Origin of the sequence: Algoriphagus resistens (assembly GCF_001442615.1) — a bacterium.
Lineage (GTDB): Bacteria > Bacteroidota > Bacteroidia > Cytophagales > Cyclobacteriaceae > Algoriphagus > Algoriphagus resistens.
Map to the genome: position 1 here is coordinate 236,549 of NZ_LMXN01000003.1, position 21,090 is coordinate 257,638.

Below are 21,090 nucleotides of genomic sequence, written 5' to 3' on the forward strand. Positions count from 1 at the left end.
CTATTTGCCGAAGAATGAATGAATACTGCTTAAATCTAATTTCACGAACGTTTTGTTCCCTCCCAATCCATAATTTGGATTTTGGCAGGCAAATAGATGTCCCACTAGGGTTTCCATTTCTTGAGAATTTAGTTTTTGTCCCTTTTTCAAAGACGATTTTCGCGCCAAAGAACGCGCCAGATTTTCTCTGGTATCAAGAGAAAGCTCACTTTTGAAATGTTTATATTGTTCCAGAAGCCCTTCGAAAAGCTCCTTTTCGTTTTTGACGTGAATATCTGCGGGTACGCCCTGAATGAGTACGGTGTCTTTGCCAAACTCTGAAACCATAAAGCCCAAACTGTGGAGTTCTGGCATGATATCCATCACCAATGCGTAATCGGAGGGGCCGAGATTGATGGTTGGAGGGAAAAGGCATTGCTGGGAGGTGCCTTGGGCAAGTTTCAGCTGACGCAAATAGCGCTCATAAAGAATCCGCTCATGCGCCGTCTGCTGATCAATGATCAGAAATCCTGTAGACATCTGGGCAACCACGTAGCTTAGCTCAACCTGGAATGTAGTTCCGGTTGATTCGGTCACACTTGGCCTAGGAATGAACTCATTCGCATCATCGGGTTTAGCCCTGCTCTCAAACGTCAGAATTTCTGTTTCATCAGGTTGGACTGCGCGACTACTATTTCTGGTTGCCTGCGGGGTTCCTTCAAATAATTTTTCCCAGCCGGATGTGCTGGCCTGCTTGAATTCCGGGGTATTAAATGATTTGTAGCTGTATTCACGATCCACCTGAGCCTTTTTCTCTGGATCGCTGTCCCATTTTTCATTAAAATTCACATCAAGACTAAAATCGAGTGAAGGGACGACATGATGCGCTCCCAATGCCTGTTTTACTGCTGATCGAATGACCGCATAGATAGTCCGTTCATCATCAAACTTGATTTCTGTTTTGGTGGGATGGACATTGATATCGATATGTGTAGGATCTATTTCCAGGAAAAGCACGTAAAAAGGATGCTGATCCGGTTGCAATAAACCTTCGAAAGCAGAGCTTACAGCGTGATTCAGGTAGCTACTTTTAATGAAGCGGTTATTAACGAAAAAAAACTGCTCACCGCGGGTTTTCTTGGCATTTTCAGGTTTGCCTATATATCCTTTTACATTCACATGCGGTGTCAGTTCCTCGCATGGTACGAGTTGCCCTTGATAGTTTTTCCCAAAAATACCTACAATCCTTTGGCTGAGCTTGCCTGGCATGAGGTTGAATACTTCCAAGTCTTGCTGAAATAGAGAAAATCCGATTTCAGAATACGAAAGTGCTACCCGCTGGAATTCATCCACGATATGGCGCATTTCCACGGAATTTGATTTCAAGAAATTCCTACGTGCAGGGACATTGTAAAACAGGTTTTTCATTGAAACTGAAGTCCCTACATTTCCTGCAAATGGCTCCTGTTTTTTTACTTCAGACCCCTCGATCTGAATCCAGGTACCAAGCTCAGATTCAGCCTGTCGGGTCTTAAGTTCTACCTGTGCTACCGCAGCGATAGAGGCCAAAGCCTCCCCTCGAAATCCGAAAGTCCGGATTGAAAAAAGATCCGCAGAACTACGGATTTTGGAAGTCGCATGACGCTCAAAACTCATCCGCGCATCAATGGCGGACATGCCCTTACCATTGTCTATCACCTGGATTAGCTGTTTCCCGGATTCTTTTACTACCACCTGCACTTGCGTTGCACCTGCATCTACGGCATTTTCAAGAAGTTCTTTGAGTGCGGAAGCAGGTCTTTGAACTACTTCTCCTGCTGCGATTTGATTGGCTATCGCATCGGGAAGGAGTTGGATAATATCACTCATGCTTCTTCTTGGGTTTTAGCCTGAAGAAAAAATAGATGGCTGCTCCAAGTGCCACGGCGTATCCCATGTATTCAAATATCACAGGCCCTAAATATACATAACCGAATATAGAGCCCAATAGCAATAGAAAAATGAAGGTTCGGATCATTGCTGTAGAAGCGAACATAGTCACTCCGTCACGCGCTTTAATGCCTTTATGCTGCGCAAAAGACCCACGGATTCCAGCGCCATAAGATCCAATATCACGTGAAGTCATTTCATCGGTATCCAAAAGTCCCTGAGCTTCAAGATCTCTTTTGATTTGGGCAGTTCTGTGTTCGATCTCCTCCCTCACAGGATCATAATACCTAGGTTTGATATCAAATCTCATTGGAGTAGCAGTACGAAATACGGATGGGAATTTCATATGATTATAATTTGTCTTTAAAAGGCCATATGGAATCTCGCACGCCATGCTCGATTTCATGTGTTTCTATTTGATTTATTATGGTGCCATGGAATCTCGCAAGTAGGATAATCATCCCTGTGGGTGTGTTGGTTTCCACATGCTCGATTTCATGAACTCATAATTTATAAGGTGTGATTCACGTTAAGTAAAAGCACATTGGAGGAATAAGTTCCTGTATATTGACCAGATATCAAATTTAGGATCTTTTTAACCTGATTTAGGACTGAATGTTATCTTATCTTTCAGTATCTTCAACTGCATAAGTCCCAAACTCTGTAGATGGAGTAACCACGGGACCTAAGAGGTTTGCAGAAACCAAAAGGAAATCGAATCGGTTCGATATACAAATTTATTTAGAAAGTTAAGGATTAAAAATTTACTCAGGCATGAGCAGTAAGCTTTGGAGAGTTTTCGCAGTTGGTATTATAGCTCTTACTTTTTCCTCCGGGAAACTCGATGAATCATTAATGGTGGCGGATCCCTTATCCACCACCGACTCAATGGCCCAACTGAACTGGGTAGATTCTGTCTTCAACAGCCTGACATTTGAGGAGCGGTTAGGACAGCTTTTTATGGTGGCCGCTTATTCCAACAAGGATCAAAAACATGTAGATGAAATCAGTAACCTTATAAAAACAGAGAATCTTGGAGGGCTGATTTTTTTCCAGGGCGGTCCGGACAGACAGGCTAGATTGACAAATTATTATCAGGCACAAGCCAAGACACCGCTTTTCATAGCTATGGATGCAGAATGGGGGATCAGTATGCGATTGGATTCTGTACCTGATTTTCCAAAGGCAATGACGTTGGGAGCGGTGCAAAACAATGATTTGGTATATGCCATGGGGAAAGAAATGGCACGGCAGTTTAAGGAGCTTGGCATGCATATCAATTTTGCCCCCGTGGTGGATGTGAATTCAAATCCTGAAAACCCGGTGATCGGTTACAGGGCTTTTGGAGGAGATAGAGAGGTGGTGACTACACACGCGATTTCATACATGAATGGCCTGCAGGAAAACGGGGTGATAGCGAATGCCAAACATTTTCCAGGCCATGGGGATACTGAGGCTGACAGCCATTATTCGTTACCGGTAATCAAGAATCCGGAACAAAGGATATGGGATGTGGATTTGTATCCCTATCAGGAGCTTTTCAAAGAAAATCTCATGTCCGTCATGGTAGCCCACTTAAATGTGCCCAGCTTAGATGCTACCGGAAATATGGCAACGAGTCTTTCCAAAAAAGTAGTAACCGACCTACTTCAAAACCGAATGAATTTTCAGGGCTTAATCTTCACTGATGCGCTAAATATGAAAGGTGTTGCGATAGCAAATGCTCCTGGAGAGGTAGATTTGAAAGCATTATTGGCTGGCAATGATGTATTGCTTTATTCTCAGGATGTAAAAAAAGCAAAAATGCTGATTAAAGCTTCTATTGCGGACGGAAGGATAACTGAGAGGGAAATAAATAGAAGAGTAAAGAAAGTGTTGCGTGCAAAATATTGGGCGGGACTGAATGAATACAAGCCAATTGACACCTATAAATTAGTGGAGAGACTGGACACTCCCGAGACTAAAACTATCATTGAGGAATTGTATGCAGATGCGATGACTGTCGCGGTAAATAAGGATGATTTACTTCCCTTTCAATTTTTGGATCTTACAAGTTTCGCAAGCCTGAGCATTGGAGATGAAGGCAAGAATTTTCAGAAATACCTAAGTAAATACGCAAAGTTTGAGCATTTCAGTATTGAAAAAGCAGCCAATGAGACTACTCACTTCAATACCATGAAACAGCTTGAAGACTATGATGTAGTGGTGGTGGGCCTGATGGGGGTTTCAAATAGCCCAAAAAGGAATTTTGGGATTTCTCCAAGTGACGTGCAGTTGATCAAAGATCTGGCAAAGCGTCAAAAAGTAGTGACGGTTCTTTTTGGAAATGCATATGCTGCGCAGCAATTAGATGGAATCGGAAATGTAGTTTTCGCCTATGAAAATAATTCTGTAACTCAAGAATTGGCTCCACAGATACTTTTTGGAGCCAGAGCTGCAAAAGGCATTTTGCCTGTAACGGTGAATGGAGAGTTTTCTCATGGGGTGGGAGGCTATCTGGCTCCGGCTAACAGACTTTCTTATGGCACTCCTGAAAGTGTGGGCCTAGATGGAAAGATATTGGATAAAATAGATGCGGTAGCCGAAAAAGCAATTAGAATTCAGGCTACCCCGGGAGCCAACGTATTGGTGGCAAAAGACGGAAAGGTAGTTTTTGAACGGTCTTATGGAAACTTAGAGTACAAACCTAGTCCTGCCATGAATTCTGAAACAGTGTTTGATTTGGCATCAATCACTAAAGTGTTGGCTACGACGCAGGCTGTGATGTTTCTAGAAAGCAGGGGGGAGTTGGATATGGGGAATTCATTGCAGGATTATTTGCCGGAACTCAAAGGCACAAACAAAGGAAAGATGGTTCTCAGTGATGTGATGGCACACGAGGCAGGCTTGGTGCCTTTTATTCCTTATTATGCGCGGACAGTAGAATCCGGCCAATGGCGAGGTGATTATTATAAGCCAATGGCTGCTCCCGGTTTTACCAGACCGGTTTCCAATAACATGTTTGGGATGGATGCGCTTCGTGACAGCATCTGGCATTGGACGGTGGATTCGAAAATCACCCCGATACCCAGAGGAGCCAGCAAGCATAAATACGTGTATTCTGATCTTACCATGTACCTGATGCAAGCGGTGGTGGAACGTGTAGTGAATCAACCAATGGAGGCTTTCCTGGATCAGAACTTCTATGCTCCCCTGGGACTTACCACCTTGACTTTTAATCCGGCATTTAAAATGCCAATCGATAATATCGCACCTACCGAAAATGACATCACTTGGAGAAAAAGACAAGTCCATGGATATGTTCATGACCAAGGGGCGGCCATGTTTGGAGGGGTTGCAGGTCATGCCGGGCTATTTGGCAGGGCGAATGATCTGGCTGTAATGATGCAAATGATGCTAAACGGTGGAAGCTATGGCAATGTAAATCTTATACGTCCAGAGACAGTGAAGCAATTCACCAAAAACCAGTCCCGTCAAAGCCGCCGAGGATGGGGATGGGACAAGCCAAACGTGGAAGCGGGAAATGGGGGCTCTACGGGTGATCTGGCTCCTAAATCCACTTTTGGCCATACCGGATTCACAGGCACCTGTGTCTGGGCGGATCCTGACAATGATTTGATCTATGTATTCCTTTCCAATCGTATCTATCCAGATGCGACGAATACCAAACTTTACAAAGAAAATATCAGAACAGAGATTCATGATATAATCTACGAGGCGATGGGGAAAAAATAGAATTGATCAGAAAGGAAGCCTTTCCAAATCTACATTACCTCCGGAAAGAATGATTCCGACTTTTTTGCCCCTGAATCGATCTTGATTTGCCAATAAAGCGGCTAAGGGAACAGCGCATGACGGTTCTACAACGATCTTCATTCGCTCATAGATCAGTCGCATTGCATCTATTATCTGTGAATCCGAGACTAACAGTATGTCAGAAACGTAGGTTTGAATTAATTTAAAATTCCATGCGCCCAGTGAAGTACGTAATCCATCGGCGATGGTATTTGGAGAAGTTTGAGGGATCAATTTGTTTGCATAGAAAGATTGAAAAGCATCGTCAGCACCTTGTGGTTCTGTACCGATTATCTCAATTCCCGGACTTAGGTATTGTGCTGCTAAAGAAGTACCTCCAAGTAAGCCGCCCCCGCCAACAGGAGCCAGAATGACATCTAAATCTTCTTGATCCTCGATCAGCTCCAATGCACATGTCGCTTGACCTTCTATTACATCCATATTGTCGTAAGGAGGGATAAAAGTTGCCCCTGTCTTTTTAACAGTTTCTTCCAGAGCTGTTTCCCGGGCTTTGAGGGTTGGTTCACATTCTATAATAATTCCACCATAACCTTTCACGGCCTTCTTTTTAATTTCTGGAGCATTGGAAGGCATGACGATGTAGGAAGGGATTCCTGCCACAGTGGCGGCCCTTGCCAACGCCGCAGCATGATTTCCGCTGCTGTGCGTCGCTACTCCTTTTGACTTCTGAGCTTCTTTGAGTTTCATAACTGCATTTGCAGCTCCCCTGGCTTTGAAAGCCCCAACTTTTTGGAAATTTTCACACTTAAAAACCACCTCACAACCCGCAATCTCATTTATGGCCGACGAAGTCATAATTGGCGTACGGTGTATAAATGGCTGGATGCGCTTATGCGCAGCTTCAATAGCTGCAAGAGAGGGGAAGGTAGTTTTCATGGCTTGAAATTAGCATAAAATGAGATTGAGTAGGCTAGATTTACCATATGATATTTCTACCTTCCAGTCATGAATTGGAATGAAATTGAATTTTTCCCAGTCATGGGAGAGAAGTTGAATCATCAGAACACTATTGCGTTGGATTTTAGCCCCAACAACCCTGATTTGATGAACTTGGATTTGTCGAGTACCACAGTATTTGATGAATATGTGGCTCAGCAAATAAAAAAATCAGGGCTTAAATATGGGATAGGTGGCTACCTTGAGCATAGAGCTATTTATCGCCGAAGCCCTGTTTTTGGGATAGAAGAGGCGGATTTCAGGAATATTCATCTCGGTATTGATATTTGGACAGAAGCGGGGGCACCTCTTTACTGCCATTTCGATGGAATTATCCATAGTTTTCGGGACAATGCAGGTTTTGGAAACTATGGAGCCACTATTATCCTTGAACATGAACTCTTTTCAAGGAAGTTATATTCGCTGTACGGCCATCTCTTTTTGTCAGACCTCACTAATCTCAAACTGGGTCAAGTAGTGAAACCGGGAGACTTGCTTGCTCATATAGGACCCTTTCCTGAAAACGGAGATTGGCCTCCACACTTACATTTTCAGCTGATGTGGGATTTAATGGGGAATGTTGGTGACTTTCCCGGCGTATGTTCTACGCGGGAAATTGGTAACTATGTGGCTAACTGCCCGGATCCCAATTTGATTTTGAGAAGCGAGGTCATTTAAGTGTTGGCTAGTGTGATTAATCGCAATCCTTCCAGCGTAAGGTTTCGATCCGTTTCGTCAAATACGGCCTCCAGAGGCGTAAGTATTTCGGCTAATCCTCCTGTGGCAATTACCGTAAATTCAAGTTTGGTTTCTTTTTTAATGGTCTCAATCATTCCTTTTACCAAACTCGTATAACCATAAAGCACTCCTGCTTGAATCGCATGAATTGTATTTTTGCCAAGTGCAGATTTTGGAAGCTTTAGGGGCACATCAGGGAGTTTTGAAGTGTTTGTGAAAAGTGATTTTATCGCAGTTTTAAGTCCTGGGACAATATTTACACCTAGTATTTCGCCTGTATGATCTACCGCGGTGAAGGTGAGGGCTGTTCCAAAATCCACCACCATTAACGGGGTTCTGTATTTTGAGAAGCCAGCCATGACATTACACATCAGATCTGTTCCTATTTCATTTGGTCGAAGACTTCTGATCGGAAGTTTTTTAAAACTTGCCGGAGAAACCAAGTACGGCTGGGTTCCAAAGTAATTTTCACAAAATTGAAAAATCTGCTCATTTATCTCAGGAACTACTGAGCTAAAACCAATTTGCTTTATATCACCCGGGCTGATATCGTGCTCCAAAAAATAAAGGGGCACTTTTTTATGGAGTTGTGCTGCGAATTTGGAAGTATGAGTTTCTATCCGAAAGTGGTTCTTCCAGGTTTTCTTCACTCCATCATTCAGTGCAAAAACCACATTGGAATTGCCTGCATCGATTGCTAAAAACATTGTTTCTCAGATTTGATTAAATTAGCCTTTCCCAAAATTAAACGGTTTTATAAACTTTGAACATGTACACGCTAAGAGAAGGAAAAATCGAGGATTTGCCTCGTATATTGGAATTGATAAATGAATTGGCGCTCTACGAAAAAGCACCTGAGCAAGTGACTAATACACTTGAAATGATGGAGAAAGACGGATTTGGCGAAAATCCAGTCTTCGGGACCTTTCTATGTGTAAAAGATGAGACATCCCAGATCGTTGGCCTCGCTATTTACTATTACCGCTACAGTACCTGGAAAGGAAGGAGAATTTATTTGGAAGACCTTGTGGTCACCCAGTCGGAGAGGGGTAATGGTGCCGGAAAATTGCTTTTTGATCGAATTATGAAAAAAGGTCTGGAAGAAAATTGCACAGGAATGATGTGGCAAGTACTGGATTGGAATGAGCCTGCTATCAATTTTTATAGAAAATATGGTGCCACCCTAGAGGCTGGATGGCTGAATGCGCATCTCCAAGACTACGAAATCAAGCAAATTCTTGATTAGGAAATAGCGTTACTTAGAATGAATTAACGAAATAGCTATGACTCACGCTTGGAAAATGTCATTTGAAGGAGCAGAGGATGAGTCCATTCTCAGGCGGTGATTCCTATTATTTTTTCAAGAGACTGTTGGGGAGGTCCGTTTAGAGGTGAATTCATAGAATTGAAAATTGGAAGATTACAAAATCTGAAAATCCCTATAAAGCAAAGAGGCCGGCGATTGCCGGTCTCTTTTGTTACTCTAATACTTCTTCTGTACGTTAATTCTGAATTACCCTTTTAAGCTATAGTTAGGAGCTTCTCTGGTCACACTTACATCGTGTGGATGTGATTCTTTGACCCCTGCTGCGGTGATTTTTACAAATTTACCATTGTTCTGAAGATCTTGGATGGTCTGCGTACCACAGTAGCCCATACCTGCCTGTAGCCCACCTACCAACTGATAAAGAACTTCAGAAACCAATCCTTTGAAGGGAACCCGACCAACAATTCCTTCTGGCACCAATTTTTTGATATTGTCTTCAGCATCCTGGAAGTAGCGGTCTTTGGATCCGGATTCCATAGCTTCCAGAGACCCCATTCCTCTATAGGATTTAAATTTTCTTCCTTCAAAAATTATCATTTCTCCCGGGGCTTCTTCTGTCCCGGCTAACAGCGAGCCAATCATAATAGAACTTCCGCCCGCAGCAATCGCTTTTACCAAGTCTCCTGAATAACGTATCCCTCCATCAGCAATTACAGGCACACCACGTCCTTTTAACGCTTCTGAGCATTCAAAGACTGCCGATAATTGTGGTACACCTACACCTGCAATGATTCTGGTAGTACATATAGATCCTGGCCCAACCCCTACTTTGACGGCATCTGCTCCTGCATCAGCTAAGGCAATTGCTGCCTCTGGTGTGGCAATATTTCCTACGATTACCTCCAATTCAGGGAAAGCATCTTTAATTTTTTTACAAGTTTCGATTACTCCCTTGGAATGGCCATGCGCTGTATCTATGGAAACCACATCTACTCCTGCGTTTTTTAATGCCTCGACCCTGTCAACAATATCAGCAGTCACCCCCACAGCAGCACCTACTCTTAGTCTTCCAAATTCATCCTTACAGGCATTCGGCTTATCACGACGCTTCAAAATATCCTTGTATGTAATCAACCCGGAAAGCTTATATTCATCATCTACTATTGGAAGCTTTTCGATTTTATATTCCTGAAGAATTTCCTCGGCCTGCTCCAAAGATATCCCGGATTTGGCGGTGATAAGGTTTTCTATAGTCATGATCTCCCGTATAGGGCGATTCTGGTCTTTGATAAAACGAAGGTCACGGTTGGTGATGATTCCCTTAAGGACCTTGTTTTCATCCACTACTGGAATACCCCCAATATGATATTCCCTCATAATAGTCTCAGCATCGCGAACTTTCGCATCGATGTGAAGCGTAATCGGGTCTAAAATCATACCTGCTTGCGAGCGTTTTACTTTTCGTACCTGAGCCGCCTGTTGCTCAATAGACATGTTTTTATGAATAAAACCAAGTCCACCTTCAAGAGCAATCGCAATAGCCAATTCCGCCTCAGTCACCGTGTCCATAGCAGCGGAAACCAAAGGAATGTTTAACCTGATTTTCTTGGTGAGTTGGGTAGAGGTATTCGTGTCGCGCGGAAGGACTTCTGAATAACCTGGGACAAGAAGCACGTCATCATAGGTGAGTGCTTCGTAGAGGAACTTATCGGAGTTTCTATTCATGGCAAATATTGGTGTGAGGTAACCCTATTTGCCCGTCAAAGTTACACACAAAATTCAATGCCAAACTAATGTGCTCCAAAATAAATTTGGGAATAGGCTCTATTTCCTCCTAAAACCAACTTTTAGGATGCAGGATAATTATGTGATAAAATAAAAGTGGATTTCCCTACACGTACCTATTTCGCAAAATTCAAGATTACGATAAAGAACTTGCTGTTTCTACTTCTTCTGAAGTCTAGCGATGTAGAAGCCATCAAAGCCGCTTTCCTGAGCCAAAACTTTCTGATCCTCCAATAATTCAAAGTCTTTTCCTGCCTCACTGGCCAAGAATTTGGCGATTTGATCCTGATTTTCAGATGGCAGAATACTACAAGTAGCATAAACCATCTGACCACCTGGCTTTACCATGGATGGATAACTTTGGAGGATTTCCTGTTGCGTCTGACGCACTTTCTCGATAGATTCTTCACTTAGTTTCCATTTAGTGTCAGGGTTTCTGCGAAGAACACCCAGTCCGGAACAAGGAACATCCAATAGCAATCTGTCAGCTGTTTCTTTCATTCTTTTGATTGTCTTGGATCCTTCAATCACTTTGCGTTCAATGATGGAAACACCATCTCGTCGAGCTCTAAGTTTGGTTTGTTGAAGTTTCCATTCTTCCACATCCATGGAAAGGACCTTTCCTTTGTTTTGCATTAGAGCGGCGATATGCAGGGATTTTCCCCCAGCACCGGCGCAGGCATCTATTACTCTCATCCCAGGCTCCACGGCCAATGCTGCAGCCACCAACTGGGAGGAAGCGTCCTGTACTTCAAACATCCCTTCTTTAAAAGCAGGATGGCGGAATACATTGGTACGCTCATCTAGAATCAAGGCATCCGGATAGCCTTTAATGATATGTGTATGAATATTGTCTTCGGCCAGTCTGTTTTTCAGACGCTCACGGGTAGTTTTCAGCGTATTTACACGCAAGACCACTTGCGCTTCCTGATTCAAACTGTGGATTTCAGCTTCCCACTTTTCACCCAATTCCTTTTTCCCAAGATCAAAAAGCCAATCTGGCACAGATTCCAACTTAGCCGGATCATCCAATTTCTCATACTTCTCCTTGAGTTTGCCAGGATTGATTTTGGCGAATTCTTCCCAAGGCGGGAGGCTATGCCCCTGCATCAACCAATACGTTCCAAAAAGATCATAAGGCTCTTTGCTAGGGCTCAAATAGTTGATCAGGCGCCACCAACGAACCATCTCATAAGTAGTCTCCGCAATGAAGGATCTATCACGAGCTCCCCATTTTGGGTTTGACTTTAAGGTACGCTCGATCACTTTATCGGCATATTGACCTTCTTCAAAAATGGCTTCAAGTGCAGTATGCACTCCACGGATAGTATTATTGTGTAGCTTCATGGGAGATTAATTCTTCACAAAGGTAGTTTTTCTTTCTGAGTCTGTCAGAGTGAGATTTAAAAAGGGGTGCAAACCTTCCCTTAGGAATCCGATCTTAGTTTCAAAATCGTAATGTTGGTTTTGATAACTTTGCGTTTTAACTGTTCAGCTATGCCAACCTTTCAAAAGCTTATGTCTTCTTGGGCAGACAACCTTGACATTTACGACAAACAAGAATCCGAATCACTGGTAAGCTGGTTATTTGAGCATCATCTGGGATGGAAAAGAAGTGATAGTTTGAATAAAGCTGACCCAGCTTCATTTCCTCCGAAAATGTTTAAAGATTTTGAGAGAATGAAATCTGGAGAACCTATTCAGTATATTCTTGGGAAAGGCCCATTTTACGGGAGAGAATTTCTGGTAGCTCCAGCTACCTTAATTCCTAGAAATGAAACCGAAGAGTTGGTTCACTTGATCATCAAAGAAAATCGTGTGGCTGGATTAAAAATTCTGGACGTAGGCACGGGCACAGGTTGTATTCCGATTACCCTGGCTTTGGAAATGGCTAACTCTGAAGTCTTTGCAGTAGATATTTCTGAAGAAGCATTAGAGATCGCCAGACAAAACTCAGATTTGCTAGGTGCAAATGTGATTTTTTCCACGTGTGATATTCTTACCCAAGTGCCAGAAGTAAGTAACTTGGACATTTTGGTAAGCAATCCTCCGTATATTCCTGTTCAGCAGAAAAATCAAATGCAGAAAAATGTGTTGGATTTTGAGCCTGAGTTAGCTCTTTTCGTAAGTGATGAGAATCCTTTGATTTTTTACAGGACTATAGCAGAAAAGGGAAAACAACTGCTGAAGCCTGGCGGGAAACTTTATTTTGAAATCAATGAAAAATACGGAAAAGAGGTTGCTGATTTGCTACAGGAGCTTGGCTATTTAGAAGTAAAAGTACTGAAGGATTTGAATGGGAAGGATAGAATAGCGAAAGCTACTACAACTAGCTGATTTGTTCACCAATCCAAAAAGTTCCCGGCGCTTTAATAGTAGTAAATCCTTCTGGTACTTCCAGCATGGTCGCGTAAGCAATAGGCAAAATTAATTCTCCGTTTTCATTTTGAATCTGCACCGGCATACCTTCTTTGCCATGAATATGTATAGTGCTTTCAGCAAACCATTTTTTGAATTCCCCTGATTTAACAGGATAATACTTCCAGTCGTCATCCATGATTGTTAGATTCAATCCCTCATGTTTATCCTGAATATCAAGTGCATCCAGATGTGAGATCCCTATCAGATGCACTGCTTTGTGCGCTGAAGACACTAGATAATCCAACCCAGTTTGCAGATAGTTTTCATGTACCGAAGTGATGAATTTCAGCGGATATTGCTCTTCCAGCAATTGCTGGTTTCCTTCCTGAAAAACATCAGATGCAAGGATAACATCAATTTTAATCCCCCAACTCAATAGTTGATCAACTGCCCCTTCACTGACAAGCACAGTAGGAACCCATTCCAGAAGCGGCGAAACCTGATCAAATCGAATTCCGGAAGTTCCTAAAATTAGCACCGCGGGTTCCTGTTGGTCTTTTACAAAATGATGTGAGGACATTAAGACTGTATTTTACGGAAAAACGTCAATGCATTTCTATAAGCTAGGTTCTCCAGATCTTCACCTGTCAATTTATCTTTCAGGCTTTCAATCAATGAAGGATATTTTCCGGCATTCTCTACCAATGGAAAATAAAAAGGATGACGTGATGAATCTTCGAAATCCTTGGTATAGAAATAATCTGCCCCAAAACAGATGGACTTTTCCCCTCCGATCTGAAAACCATGGAAAATATGATCAAATAAACGCTCAGGCACTTCCGGGTCTAGAAAAGCTCTAAGAAAATTCACCCCGATAATCCCTCCACGGTGTATAATTTCCTTGGCAAACTCATCGGTAAGATTTCGAGGATGATTCCAGATTGTCCTGAAGTTAGAATGACTTGCAATCACCGCAATATCAAGTTTATTACTATCAATATGGTTTAGAATCCCTTCCGCGAGCAAATCTGAAGAATGGGATAAATCAACTGGAATTTGCTTTCCAGCCATATAATCCAAAAGCTTTTTCCCATCCTCCTTTAGTCCAATCCCCTTTGTATAATTTCCTCCCCCAAAACGATTTTCGGTATGATGAGTGAGGCTGATGTAAGCGAGGGACTTTACTTTTCCAAGAATAAAATCAAACTGGTTATAAATATCATCCCAATTCGCAGATTCATTGCCAAAACCTGCAGCATTTTCCACAGAAGCTTTTATGCCTATACAATTTTGCTTTTCCCAATTTTGTAAAAAATCTGTATCAATTAATGTAAAATCATCTTTATGTTTTTGACATAGTTCATCAAAGATCACTGCCTGCCTAGCGGCTAAATCCATGCTTTCAGATTTTACATCCGTGTAAATTGCCAAAATCTGCATGCGTACTCCACCTGCATGCAGCCACGGAACCGCACAGGCGATATCATCTTTTGCATAGGGGTTTGCCCCTGGGATTCTTGCCAAATAGGAAAGCAAATCACAGTGCATATCGCTTATTGGGAATTTCATATATTATAATTGTTTTTCATTGTCAGATAGCCTATCCCGAACTTAATTTGGGAGAATCTCGCATGCATTATAATCATCCCATCGTGTGACTCCTGAGTCATGCTCGATTTCAGAGTATTTAGAGGTTAGGACAAAGTAAGCCAAAAAAGCGTACGTTTTTTAATACTTTTAGGGAGGATTACAGTTAGTTAATCTTCGGAAAGATTTTCAATTTCACCAGATAAATAAGCGATATGGCCTTAGCTCAACCTTTCAACTTTAAAAAATGGATAGACGAAAATAGACCTCTTCTCAAGCCACCAATTGGGAATCAGCAGGTTTACAAAGGGAATGATGATTTTATTGTAATGGTAGTAGGCGGACCAAACTCCCGAAAAGACTACCATTCTAACGAAGGTGAGGAGTTCTTTTATCAGCTAGAAGGCGATATAATCTTGAAAGTTATTGAAGACGGAAAGCCAAAGGATATTCCAATCCGGGAAGGTGAAATATTCCTACTTCCGGCTAAAGTCCCCCATTCCCCTCGCCGACCTGCCGATACAATCGGACTGGTGATCGAACGCTACAGAAGAGTAGGGGAAAAGGACGGATTTATCTGGCATTGCGAGAATTGTGGAGAGAAACTTTATGAAGAATTTTTTGAAGTTACAGACATTGTCAAGCAGCTTCCTCCAGTACAACAGCGATTTTGGGGCGACCCTGCGCATTTCACCTGCAAAAATTGCGGGACAGTAATGGAGAAGTAAAATTGTAAGGTAATAACATGGCAGTGAGTAGTAAGGCTTAAAAATAAGCGCTTCGCATTTCCTTAAGTTTTTATGACGACTTTATATTTCAAAAAATGAACTACCAGTATTCATCCGAGTTTGCCAGTGAAATGGATGAGAAAGATCCTCTCAAACACTTCCGGGATCGCTTTCTTTTTCCAAAGATTGATGGAAAAGATGCCATTTATTTTTGCGGAAATTCCCTGGGACTCCAGCCAAAATCAGCCGGTGATTACATCGCTAAGGAATTGACAAATTGGGCAGAAATGGGAGTAGATGGACATTTTCATGGAGAAGATGCCTGGTTTTTTGCAAAGCAAAAGTCAAAGCCCGCACTTTCAGAGATCGTTGGAGCGCATGAGCATGAGGTAGTGGCCATGAATAATCTATCGGTAAATCTCCATCTGTTAATGGTTTCATTTTATCATCCGACCAACGATCGATATAAGATCATCGTAGAGGCTGGAGCATTTCCATCTGACCAATACATGTTGGAAACTCAGGTGAAGTTTCATGGATTAAAGCCCGAAGATGCTATCGTTGAGCTCAAGCCGAGAGAGGGTGAGCATACGCTTCGCACAGTTGATATTTTAGCAGAAATAAGAAAGCAAGGAACTTCGCTGGCAATGGTGAATATGGCAGGTCTCCAGTATTACACGGGCCAGGTTTTTGATATGAAAGCCATAACGGCTGCAGCTCACGAAGTGGGGGCGTATGCCGGATTTGATCTGGCGCATGCTGCAGGCAATGTGCCTTTAAATCTGCACGATTGGAACGTGGATTTTGCTACCTGGTGCAGCTATAAATATATGAATTCAGGTCCTGGCAATGTTTCAGGTGTATTCGTACATGAGCGATTTGCAGAGCGGGCAGATATGAACCGCTTTGCAGGCTGGTGGGGTCATGATCAGGAGCAGCGCTTTAAGATGGAAAAAGGTTTTGTGCCGATGCACGGGGCTGATGGATGGCAGCTTTCCAATTCTGATATCCTTGGACTGGCAGTTCATCAGGCATCGTTGGATATTTTTCTCGAAGCAGGAATGATAAATTTGAGACAAAAATCAGAACAGCTCACCGCATATTTGGCTTATTTGGTTGAGAAAATCAGTGGAAAATCCGGAGTTTTGGAAATTATTACCCCTAAAAATCCTGCGGAAAGAGGTTGTCAGTTATCTTTGCACATTCATCGCGGAGGCAAGGATGTATTCGATGAATGGTATAAACAAGGAGTTGTAGGCGACTGGCGAAATCCAAACGTGATCCGTCTGGCACCCACTCCGCTCTATAACAGCTTCCTAGATGTGTTCCGTTTTGCACAGATTTTGGAACAATCTCTGAAGAAATTCGCTTAAAGGAAGCGTGGATAAAACAATCCAAATGGAAAAGAATCAAGTTACCGTATTGGGAGCCGGACTTATCGGTTCGCTAATGGCTATATATCTGAAGCGGCAGGGGCTGGAAGTTGAAGTCTATGACAAGAGACCTGACAAGCGCAAATCAACTTTCGAAGAAGGCAAAAGATCCATCAATATGGCTTTGAGCCATCGTGGGTGGAAGAGCTTGGAGGAAGTTGGGCTGAAAGAAAAAGTAATGCCCCTGGCTATTCCTATGTATGGGCGCAAGATTCATGATGAGCATGGCGGCACTACGTTTATTTCCTACGGAAAAGAAAATCAAGCTATTTATTCCCTTTCAAGAGGGAAATTTAATCAGCTACTTGTAGAGGAAGGAGAACGCTTGGGCGTGCATTTCAACTTTGAGCACAAGTGCACCGATGTAGATTTCCGCAATCAGGAGATCAGCTTCCAGACTCTTAGCGGGGAAAAAAAGGTCTTAGCACCGGTCCTTTTTGGAGCTGACGGGGCATATTCCGCACTTAGACTTGCTATGCAAAAGCAAATCAGGTTCAACTACAAACAGGAATACATCACGCACGAATACAAGGAACTGACGATACCAGCCACTTCAGCCGGTGAATTTGCCATGGATCCAAATGCACTCCATATCTGGCCAAGAGGCAAATTTATGCTGATCGCACTTCCAAATCCAGATAGAACTTTCACCTGCACATTGTTTTTGCCACACAGTAACTCTAAAGTCTGCTTTGACAAGATCAATGACGAGAATGATCTTGAAATCTTATTTTCCAACTACTTTGACGATGCGTATCAACTGATGCCTGATATCAAAGCTGAGTTTTTTGCCAATCCCACTTCGGCTTTGATCAACGTGGAATGCTTTCCATGGGTTCAGGGCAGCAGCTTACTCATGGGAGATGCCAGTCATGCAATGGTTCCTTTCTATGGGCAGGGCATGAACTGCGGTTTTGAAGACTGCTCTATTTTGAATAGTTTAATAGATAAGTTCGGGACCAATTCCTGGGATTTGGTTTTTGAGAAATTCCAGAAGAAAAGAAAGGTAGATACCGATGCTATCTGTCAATTGGCAATGGAGAATTTTGAAGAAATGAAAGATTCTGTGGCCGACCCTAAGTTTATCCTTCGAAAGAAAATCGAGGCAAAATTATACGAATTGTATCCCAATGACTGGATTCCTTTGTATTCCATGGTGACTTTCTCGGATATGCGGTACTCAGAAGCTTATATACAAGGCAAGCTACAGGAAGCGATAATGGACCGTGTAATGGCTGATCCTTTGATCACCGAGAACTGGAATAAACTCGACTACGAAGACATTATTTATAAAATGGAAACAGCAAAGGCGGTTTAATCCTGTTTTAACCCCGAGGACACGAAGGCTTCGCAGGAGAGCCTAACTTATAGGCTAGCCTACTTTTGGATACACTTGCCGGTATTTGTTTTTAATAAATCGCCAAAACATAGCGTGCTATTGAATCCAAAGAGTTGTTCTGAACCTATGACCATGTTGTTGGATGGGAAAATCCAGCTTCAAAAGAAGTAGGTGATAAAAACTCCACGTACTGCGGTAAAAACTCACATAAAAAAGGCGCCGATTTCTCAACGCCTTTGATTTTTATACTAGTGCCCTAAACTGCCTCAGGAACCTCACATCATTCTCGGTGAATAGACGAAGATCTTTGATCTGGTATTTCAGCATAGCGATGCGTTCGATACCCATTCCAAAGGCAAATCCTGTATACTTTTTAGAATCAATCCCACAGTTTTCCAACACATTGGGATCTACCATCCCCGAACCGCCGATCTCTACCCATCCGCTGCCTTTGCAGACATTGCAGCCTTTACCGCCACAGATTAGACAAGTGATATCGATTTCTGCACTTGGCTCGGTAAATGGAAAATATGATGGTCTGAAACGCACTTTGGTGTCCTTTCCAAACATCTCTTTGGCAAAGTGATAAAGTGTATTTTTCAAATCAGCAAAGCCTACGTTCTCATCCACATACAGTCCCTCCACCTGGTGGAAAATACAATGTGCGCGGGCTGAAATTGCTTCATTTCTATAGACTCTTCCCGGAGACAGTGTACGAATGGGAGGTTTCTGGTTCTCCATTACCCGCACCTGTACCGAAGAAGTATGTGTTCTTAGTGCAATATCGGGGTTCTTCTCAATGAAAAACGTATCCTGCATTTCACGGGCAGGATGATTTTCAGGGAAATTCAGCGCGGTGAAATTATGCCAATCGTCCTCAATTTCGGGCCCTTCAGAAAGGTTGAATCCAATACGCTCGAAAATCTCTATAATCCGCTGTCTGGCAGCAGTCAAGGGGTGAATTCCTCCCAGGCTTTGGTTGGAAGGAGGAAGTGTTAGATCTATACCGGCAGATTTTGACTTTTTATTCACTTGACTGACTTTTTCGATCAGTTCTTGGAATTTAGCCTCAGCGAGCTGTTTTACACCATTTACCAATTGTCCATAAGCCTTTTTCTCCTCATTGGGAATTTTTCCCATATCGGCAAAAAGTGCCCCCACCACAGACTTTTTGGAGATATACTCCATTCTGTAGGACTCCAACTCCTCCGGATTTGTAGCATCGGCGGCTGTAATAGCGGCTTTAATAGAATCGATTTTTTCCTGGTACATCACTTACTTGTTAATCAAGCCACAAAGCTAATGCTTTTGAGGTTTTTTGGGTAGAAAAGGCTTAGGGAATACGCTAATCACAAGTGAGTAAAGGTAGCCCGGTGCTATAAAGCAGAAATTATTTCGTAATGCACGCAATCCAACTTCCAAGAGGTAAACGTATCTCTCCCAAAATAAGAAACCAAAAAATATCAAACTAACAGGATCATGAACATTCAAAATTTCTTCAAAGTGGCTTTTGCAGCCTTTATTTTTCTTTCGGCAAACTTAGCTTTTGCTCAACTGGAAAAAACAAAGATGGTAGGTGGAGCAGAAATGTACCCTACGAAAAACATCATAGAAAATGCAGTGAACTCTAAAGATCACACAACACTGGTGGCAGCAGTGAAAGCTGCTGGTTTGGTAGAAACTCTTCAGGGAACCGGCCCTTTCACGGTATTTGCTCCTGATAACATGGCATTCGAGAAACTTCCTGCAGGAACTGTCGAAACCCTTTTAAAGCCAGAAAATAAAGCCCAATTACAGGCGGTCTTGACATATCATGTAGTCCCAGGTAAAATGGGCTCAAAGGAAATCGCCGCTGCGATCAAAAAAGGAGACGGAAAAGCTGAACTAACTACCGTTCAGGGCGCAAAATTGACTGCTTGGATGAAAGGTAAGGATCTTTACATCACGGATGAAAATGGCGGAGAGTCCAAGGTGACTATCGCCGATGTATGGCAATCAAATGGCGTAATCCACTCCGTAGATACAGTGGTTCTTCCAAAAATGTAATCCTTTCTTGTTACCCAATTACTAAGCCGGTTCCAGTAGGGATTGGCTTTTTTGATTTTCTATAAAAGCTCTTCTGGAATCTGAAATACCGCTATCCCCGGATCTTCATCTGTAGTCAGCCCATAGATTTCATTGGTTTGTTCGTTGATGGCCAGTTCTGAGATTGACCTGTCCAATGTCAGCCTCCATTTAGGATTTCCTTTTAAATCAAATATCCGGACTTCTTTAGCAGATAATCCAGAATTAACGTAGTCCAAATGAGAATATCCAGAGTACAGCACAAAAATATATCGTTCGGATACAGCAATTGCTTGATATTTAGTAGGTTCGTCAAGAGCAAAACTCATCATGCCGCCAAAAGCAGATTGGTGATATTCAAATTCCGGCAGCTTGCTTTCCGGACCAATAACGGAGAAAAATCTTTTGGTCCTGTAGTCGAATATTTCCAGAAGATCTCGGTATACGCTTGCTCTCACATAAATCCCATTTTGCTGATTTCCATGGAAGCGTCCACCGTTCAGAAGACTGATTTGAAGTTTTGTTAGTTCTGGATTTTCTTCTAATGTTTCAAATTCCCCATAAGTGCCAATCAGCTTTCCCTCAGGATCAAACTCCAATATTTTGTTTTCGCTCTCTTTTGGAACTCCCAAATAATTTCCCTTAGAGGCTAAAACTAATCTTACGGGACCCATTTTTGGATCTACGATTTTCCGGTCACTACTGGCCAAAAGGGTGGTGTCATGAAATGAGAAAGTCGAGATCTTTCTATTATTAAAGTCATATACCAAAAAATTGTCTCTGTCTTTTGAAACAATAATTTGAGGATCAACTATTTCCAAAGGACCTTTCCCATACCTTCCTTTGGATTTGTTATAAGTCCAATTACTGGAATTTATAATATGCATCCGAGGATATTCCTCAGGCACGTTGTGGTATTCGCTTATCAGTATCTTATCACCTTGAAGTGCCAAACTTGAAGCATTAATTATCTCATCGAAATAGTGCTTTTCAGAACTAAGTTTGATCTCCTCAAAATCAGTAATTTCTATTGCCATTGTGGACTTATTCTCTCGTTCAGATGTACAAGAAAAAAGAAAAATAAATAGATGGATTGGGAATAAAAACCTCATAGCGCAGCCATTGTAG

18 protein-coding genes are annotated in these 21,090 nt (G+C 42.4%); 8 read left to right on the top strand and 10 right to left on the bottom strand.

Translation table 11 applies throughout. The features are described from left to right. Together mutL and AS141_RS07300 are read right to left on the bottom strand one after the other, a co-directional pair. Positions 1-1,848 (bottom strand): DNA mismatch repair endonuclease MutL, encoded by a 1,848-nt coding sequence (gene mutL / locus AS141_RS07295; RefSeq protein ID WP_057936988.1) that lies wholly within the window; start codon positions 1,846-1,848, stop codon positions 1-3. After that, positions 1,841-2,254 (bottom strand): hypothetical protein, encoded by a 414-nt coding sequence (locus AS141_RS07300; protein ID WP_057936989.1) that lies wholly within the window; start codon positions 2,252-2,254, stop codon positions 1,841-1,843. The genes mutL and AS141_RS07300 overlap by 8 nt, the downstream gene beginning before the upstream one ends. A 428-nt stretch (positions 2,255-2,682) precedes the next feature. Between AS141_RS07300 and AS141_RS07305 the strand changes: the two genes are divergently transcribed. Continuing rightward, positions 2,683-5,643: a glycoside hydrolase family 3 N-terminal domain-containing protein gene (locus AS141_RS07305; RefSeq protein ID WP_057936990.1), complete on the top strand. Its 2,961-nt coding sequence runs from the start codon at positions 2,683-2,685 to the stop codon at positions 5,641-5,643. Between the two features lie 6 nt (positions 5,644-5,649). Here the strand turns inward: AS141_RS07305 and AS141_RS07310 are convergent, their stop codons facing one another. Continuing rightward, the gene (locus tag AS141_RS07310) at positions 5,650-6,600 is read right to left on the bottom strand and encodes a pyridoxal-phosphate dependent enzyme (protein ID WP_057936991.1); all 951 of its coding nucleotides are present in this window, start codon (positions 6,598-6,600) and stop codon (positions 5,650-5,652) included. Between the two features lie 69 nt (positions 6,601-6,669). Between AS141_RS07310 and AS141_RS07315 the strand changes: the two genes are divergently transcribed. Beyond that, complete coding sequence (locus AS141_RS07315; protein ID WP_082632215.1) at positions 6,670-7,338, top strand: peptidoglycan DD-metalloendopeptidase family protein; 669 nt, start codon at positions 6,670-6,672, stop codon at positions 7,336-7,338. On the opposite strand, the gene AS141_RS07320 is transcribed toward AS141_RS07315, so the two are convergent. Continuing rightward, entirely contained in the window at positions 7,335-8,105 is a 771-nt protein-coding gene (locus tag AS141_RS07320; protein WP_057936992.1) for a type III pantothenate kinase, read from the bottom strand. The two genes, AS141_RS07315 and AS141_RS07320, sit on opposite strands and share 4 nt — an antisense overlap. Before the next feature lie 62 nt (positions 8,106-8,167). Here AS141_RS07320 and AS141_RS07325 point away from each other — a divergent pair, with 62 nt between their 5' ends. Further along, complete coding sequence (locus tag AS141_RS07325; RefSeq protein WP_057936993.1) at positions 8,168-8,644, top strand: GNAT family N-acetyltransferase; 477 nt, start codon at positions 8,168-8,170, stop codon at positions 8,642-8,644. A 267-nt stretch (positions 8,645-8,911) separates the two neighbouring features. Here AS141_RS07325 and guaB read toward each other — a convergent pair whose 3' ends face one another. Further along, complete coding sequence (gene guaB, locus AS141_RS07330; RefSeq protein WP_057936994.1) at positions 8,912-10,390, bottom strand: IMP dehydrogenase; 1,479 nt, start codon at positions 10,388-10,390, stop codon at positions 8,912-8,914. 219 nt (positions 10,391-10,609) lie between these two features. Then, entirely contained in the window at positions 10,610-11,797 is a 1,188-nt protein-coding gene (locus AS141_RS07335; RefSeq protein WP_057936995.1) for an RsmB/NOP family class I SAM-dependent RNA methyltransferase, read from the bottom strand. Positions 11,798-11,947: 150 nt separating this feature from the next. Here AS141_RS07335 and prmC point away from each other — a divergent pair, with 150 nt between their 5' ends. Continuing rightward, positions 11,948-12,787, top strand: coding sequence for a peptide chain release factor N(5)-glutamine methyltransferase (gene prmC, locus AS141_RS07340; RefSeq protein ID WP_057936996.1), 840 nt, complete (start codon positions 11,948-11,950; stop codon positions 12,785-12,787). On the opposite strand, the gene AS141_RS07345 is transcribed toward prmC, so the two are convergent. Both AS141_RS07345 and AS141_RS07350 read right to left on the bottom strand, forming a co-directional pair. After that, complete coding sequence (locus AS141_RS07345; protein ID WP_057936997.1) at positions 12,780-13,391, bottom strand: hypothetical protein; 612 nt, start codon at positions 13,389-13,391, stop codon at positions 12,780-12,782. The genes prmC and AS141_RS07345 overlap by 8 nt on opposite strands. Next, a complete protein-coding gene (locus AS141_RS07350) occupies positions 13,391-14,380 on the bottom strand; it encodes a dipeptidase (protein WP_057936998.1) in 990 nt (329 codons plus the stop codon). The genes AS141_RS07345 and AS141_RS07350 overlap by 1 nt, the downstream gene beginning before the upstream one ends. A gap of 233 nt (positions 14,381-14,613) precedes the next feature. On the opposite strand from AS141_RS07350, the gene AS141_RS07355 reads away from it, so the two are divergent. The 3 genes from AS141_RS07355 (at position 14,614) to AS141_RS07365 (ending at position 17,877) form a co-directional block, all read left to right on the top strand. Continuing rightward, on the top strand, positions 14,614-15,126 hold the full coding sequence (locus tag AS141_RS07355) for a 3-hydroxyanthranilate 3,4-dioxygenase (RefSeq protein ID WP_057936999.1): 513 nt from the start codon (positions 14,614-14,616) through the stop codon (positions 15,124-15,126). Positions 15,127-15,221: 95 nt separating this feature from the next. Next, entirely contained in the window at positions 15,222-16,499 is a 1,278-nt protein-coding gene (kynU, locus tag AS141_RS07360) for a kynureninase (protein WP_057937000.1), read from the top strand. Positions 16,500-16,524: 25 nt separating this feature from the next. Then, a complete protein-coding gene (locus AS141_RS07365) occupies positions 16,525-17,877 on the top strand; it encodes an FAD-dependent oxidoreductase (RefSeq protein ID WP_057937235.1) in 1,353 nt (450 codons plus the stop codon). A 264-nt stretch (positions 17,878-18,141) separates the two neighbouring features. Here the strand turns inward: AS141_RS07365 and pheS are convergent, their stop codons facing one another. Then, on the bottom strand, positions 18,142-19,170 hold the full coding sequence (pheS, locus tag AS141_RS07370; RefSeq protein ID WP_057937001.1) for a phenylalanine--tRNA ligase subunit alpha: 1,029 nt from the start codon (positions 19,168-19,170) through the stop codon (positions 18,142-18,144). Positions 19,171-19,377: 207 nt separating this feature from the next. Here pheS and AS141_RS07375 point away from each other — a divergent pair, with 207 nt between their 5' ends. After that, entirely contained in the window at positions 19,378-19,944 is a 567-nt protein-coding gene (locus AS141_RS07375) for a fasciclin domain-containing protein (protein ID WP_057937002.1), read from the top strand. Positions 19,945-20,003: 59 nt separating this feature from the next. On the opposite strand, the gene AS141_RS07380 is transcribed toward AS141_RS07375, so the two are convergent. After that, positions 20,004-20,999, bottom strand: coding sequence for a BF3164 family lipoprotein (locus tag AS141_RS07380; protein ID WP_057937003.1), 996 nt, complete (start codon positions 20,997-20,999; stop codon positions 20,004-20,006). Between the last annotated feature and the right edge of the window lie 91 nt (positions 21,000-21,090).

Coding starts and splice junctions, on each gene's coding strand:
- pheS (WP_057937001.1), bottom strand. CDS start 19,170: ATGTACCAGGAAAAAATCGATTCTATTAAAGCCGCTATTACAGCCGCC.
- mutL (WP_057936988.1), bottom strand. CDS start 1,848: ATGAGTGATATTATCCAACTCCTTCCCGATGCGATAGCCAATCAAATC.
- AS141_RS07320 (WP_057936992.1), bottom strand. CDS start 8,105: ATGTTTTTAGCAATCGATGCAGGCAATTCCAATGTGGTTTTTGCACTG.
- AS141_RS07325 (WP_057936993.1), top strand. CDS start 8,168: ATGTACACGCTAAGAGAAGGAAAAATCGAGGATTTGCCTCGTATATTG.
- AS141_RS07375 (WP_057937002.1), top strand. CDS start 19,378: ATGAACATTCAAAATTTCTTCAAAGTGGCTTTTGCAGCCTTTATTTTT.
- AS141_RS07315 (WP_082632215.1), top strand. CDS start 6,670: ATGAATTGGAATGAAATTGAATTTTTCCCAGTCATGGGAGAGAAGTTG.
- AS141_RS07335 (WP_057936995.1), bottom strand. CDS start 11,797: ATGAAGCTACACAATAATACTATCCGTGGAGTGCATACTGCACTTGAA.
- AS141_RS07305 (WP_057936990.1), top strand. CDS start 2,683: ATGAGCAGTAAGCTTTGGAGAGTTTTCGCAGTTGGTATTATAGCTCTT.
- AS141_RS07345 (WP_057936997.1), bottom strand. CDS start 13,391: ATGTCCTCACATCATTTTGTAAAAGACCAACAGGAACCCGCGGTGCTA.
- AS141_RS07380 (WP_057937003.1), bottom strand. CDS start 20,999: ATGGCAATAGAAATTACTGATTTTGAGGAGATCAAACTTAGTTCTGAA.
- kynU (WP_057937000.1), top strand. CDS start 15,222: ATGAACTACCAGTATTCATCCGAGTTTGCCAGTGAAATGGATGAGAAA.
- AS141_RS07300 (WP_057936989.1), bottom strand. CDS start 2,254: ATGAAATTCCCATCCGTATTTCGTACTGCTACTCCAATGAGATTTGAT.
- AS141_RS07355 (WP_057936999.1), top strand. CDS start 14,614: ATGGCCTTAGCTCAACCTTTCAACTTTAAAAAATGGATAGACGAAAAT.
- prmC (WP_057936996.1), top strand. CDS start 11,948: ATGCCAACCTTTCAAAAGCTTATGTCTTCTTGGGCAGACAACCTTGAC.
- AS141_RS07350 (WP_057936998.1), bottom strand. CDS start 14,380: ATGAAATTCCCAATAAGCGATATGCACTGTGATTTGCTTTCCTATTTG.
- guaB (WP_057936994.1), bottom strand. CDS start 10,390: ATGAATAGAAACTCCGATAAGTTCCTCTACGAAGCACTCACCTATGAT.
- AS141_RS07310 (WP_057936991.1), bottom strand. CDS start 6,600: ATGAAAACTACCTTCCCCTCTCTTGCAGCTATTGAAGCTGCGCATAAG.
- AS141_RS07365 (WP_057937235.1), top strand. CDS start 16,525: ATGGAAAAGAATCAAGTTACCGTATTGGGAGCCGGACTTATCGGTTCG.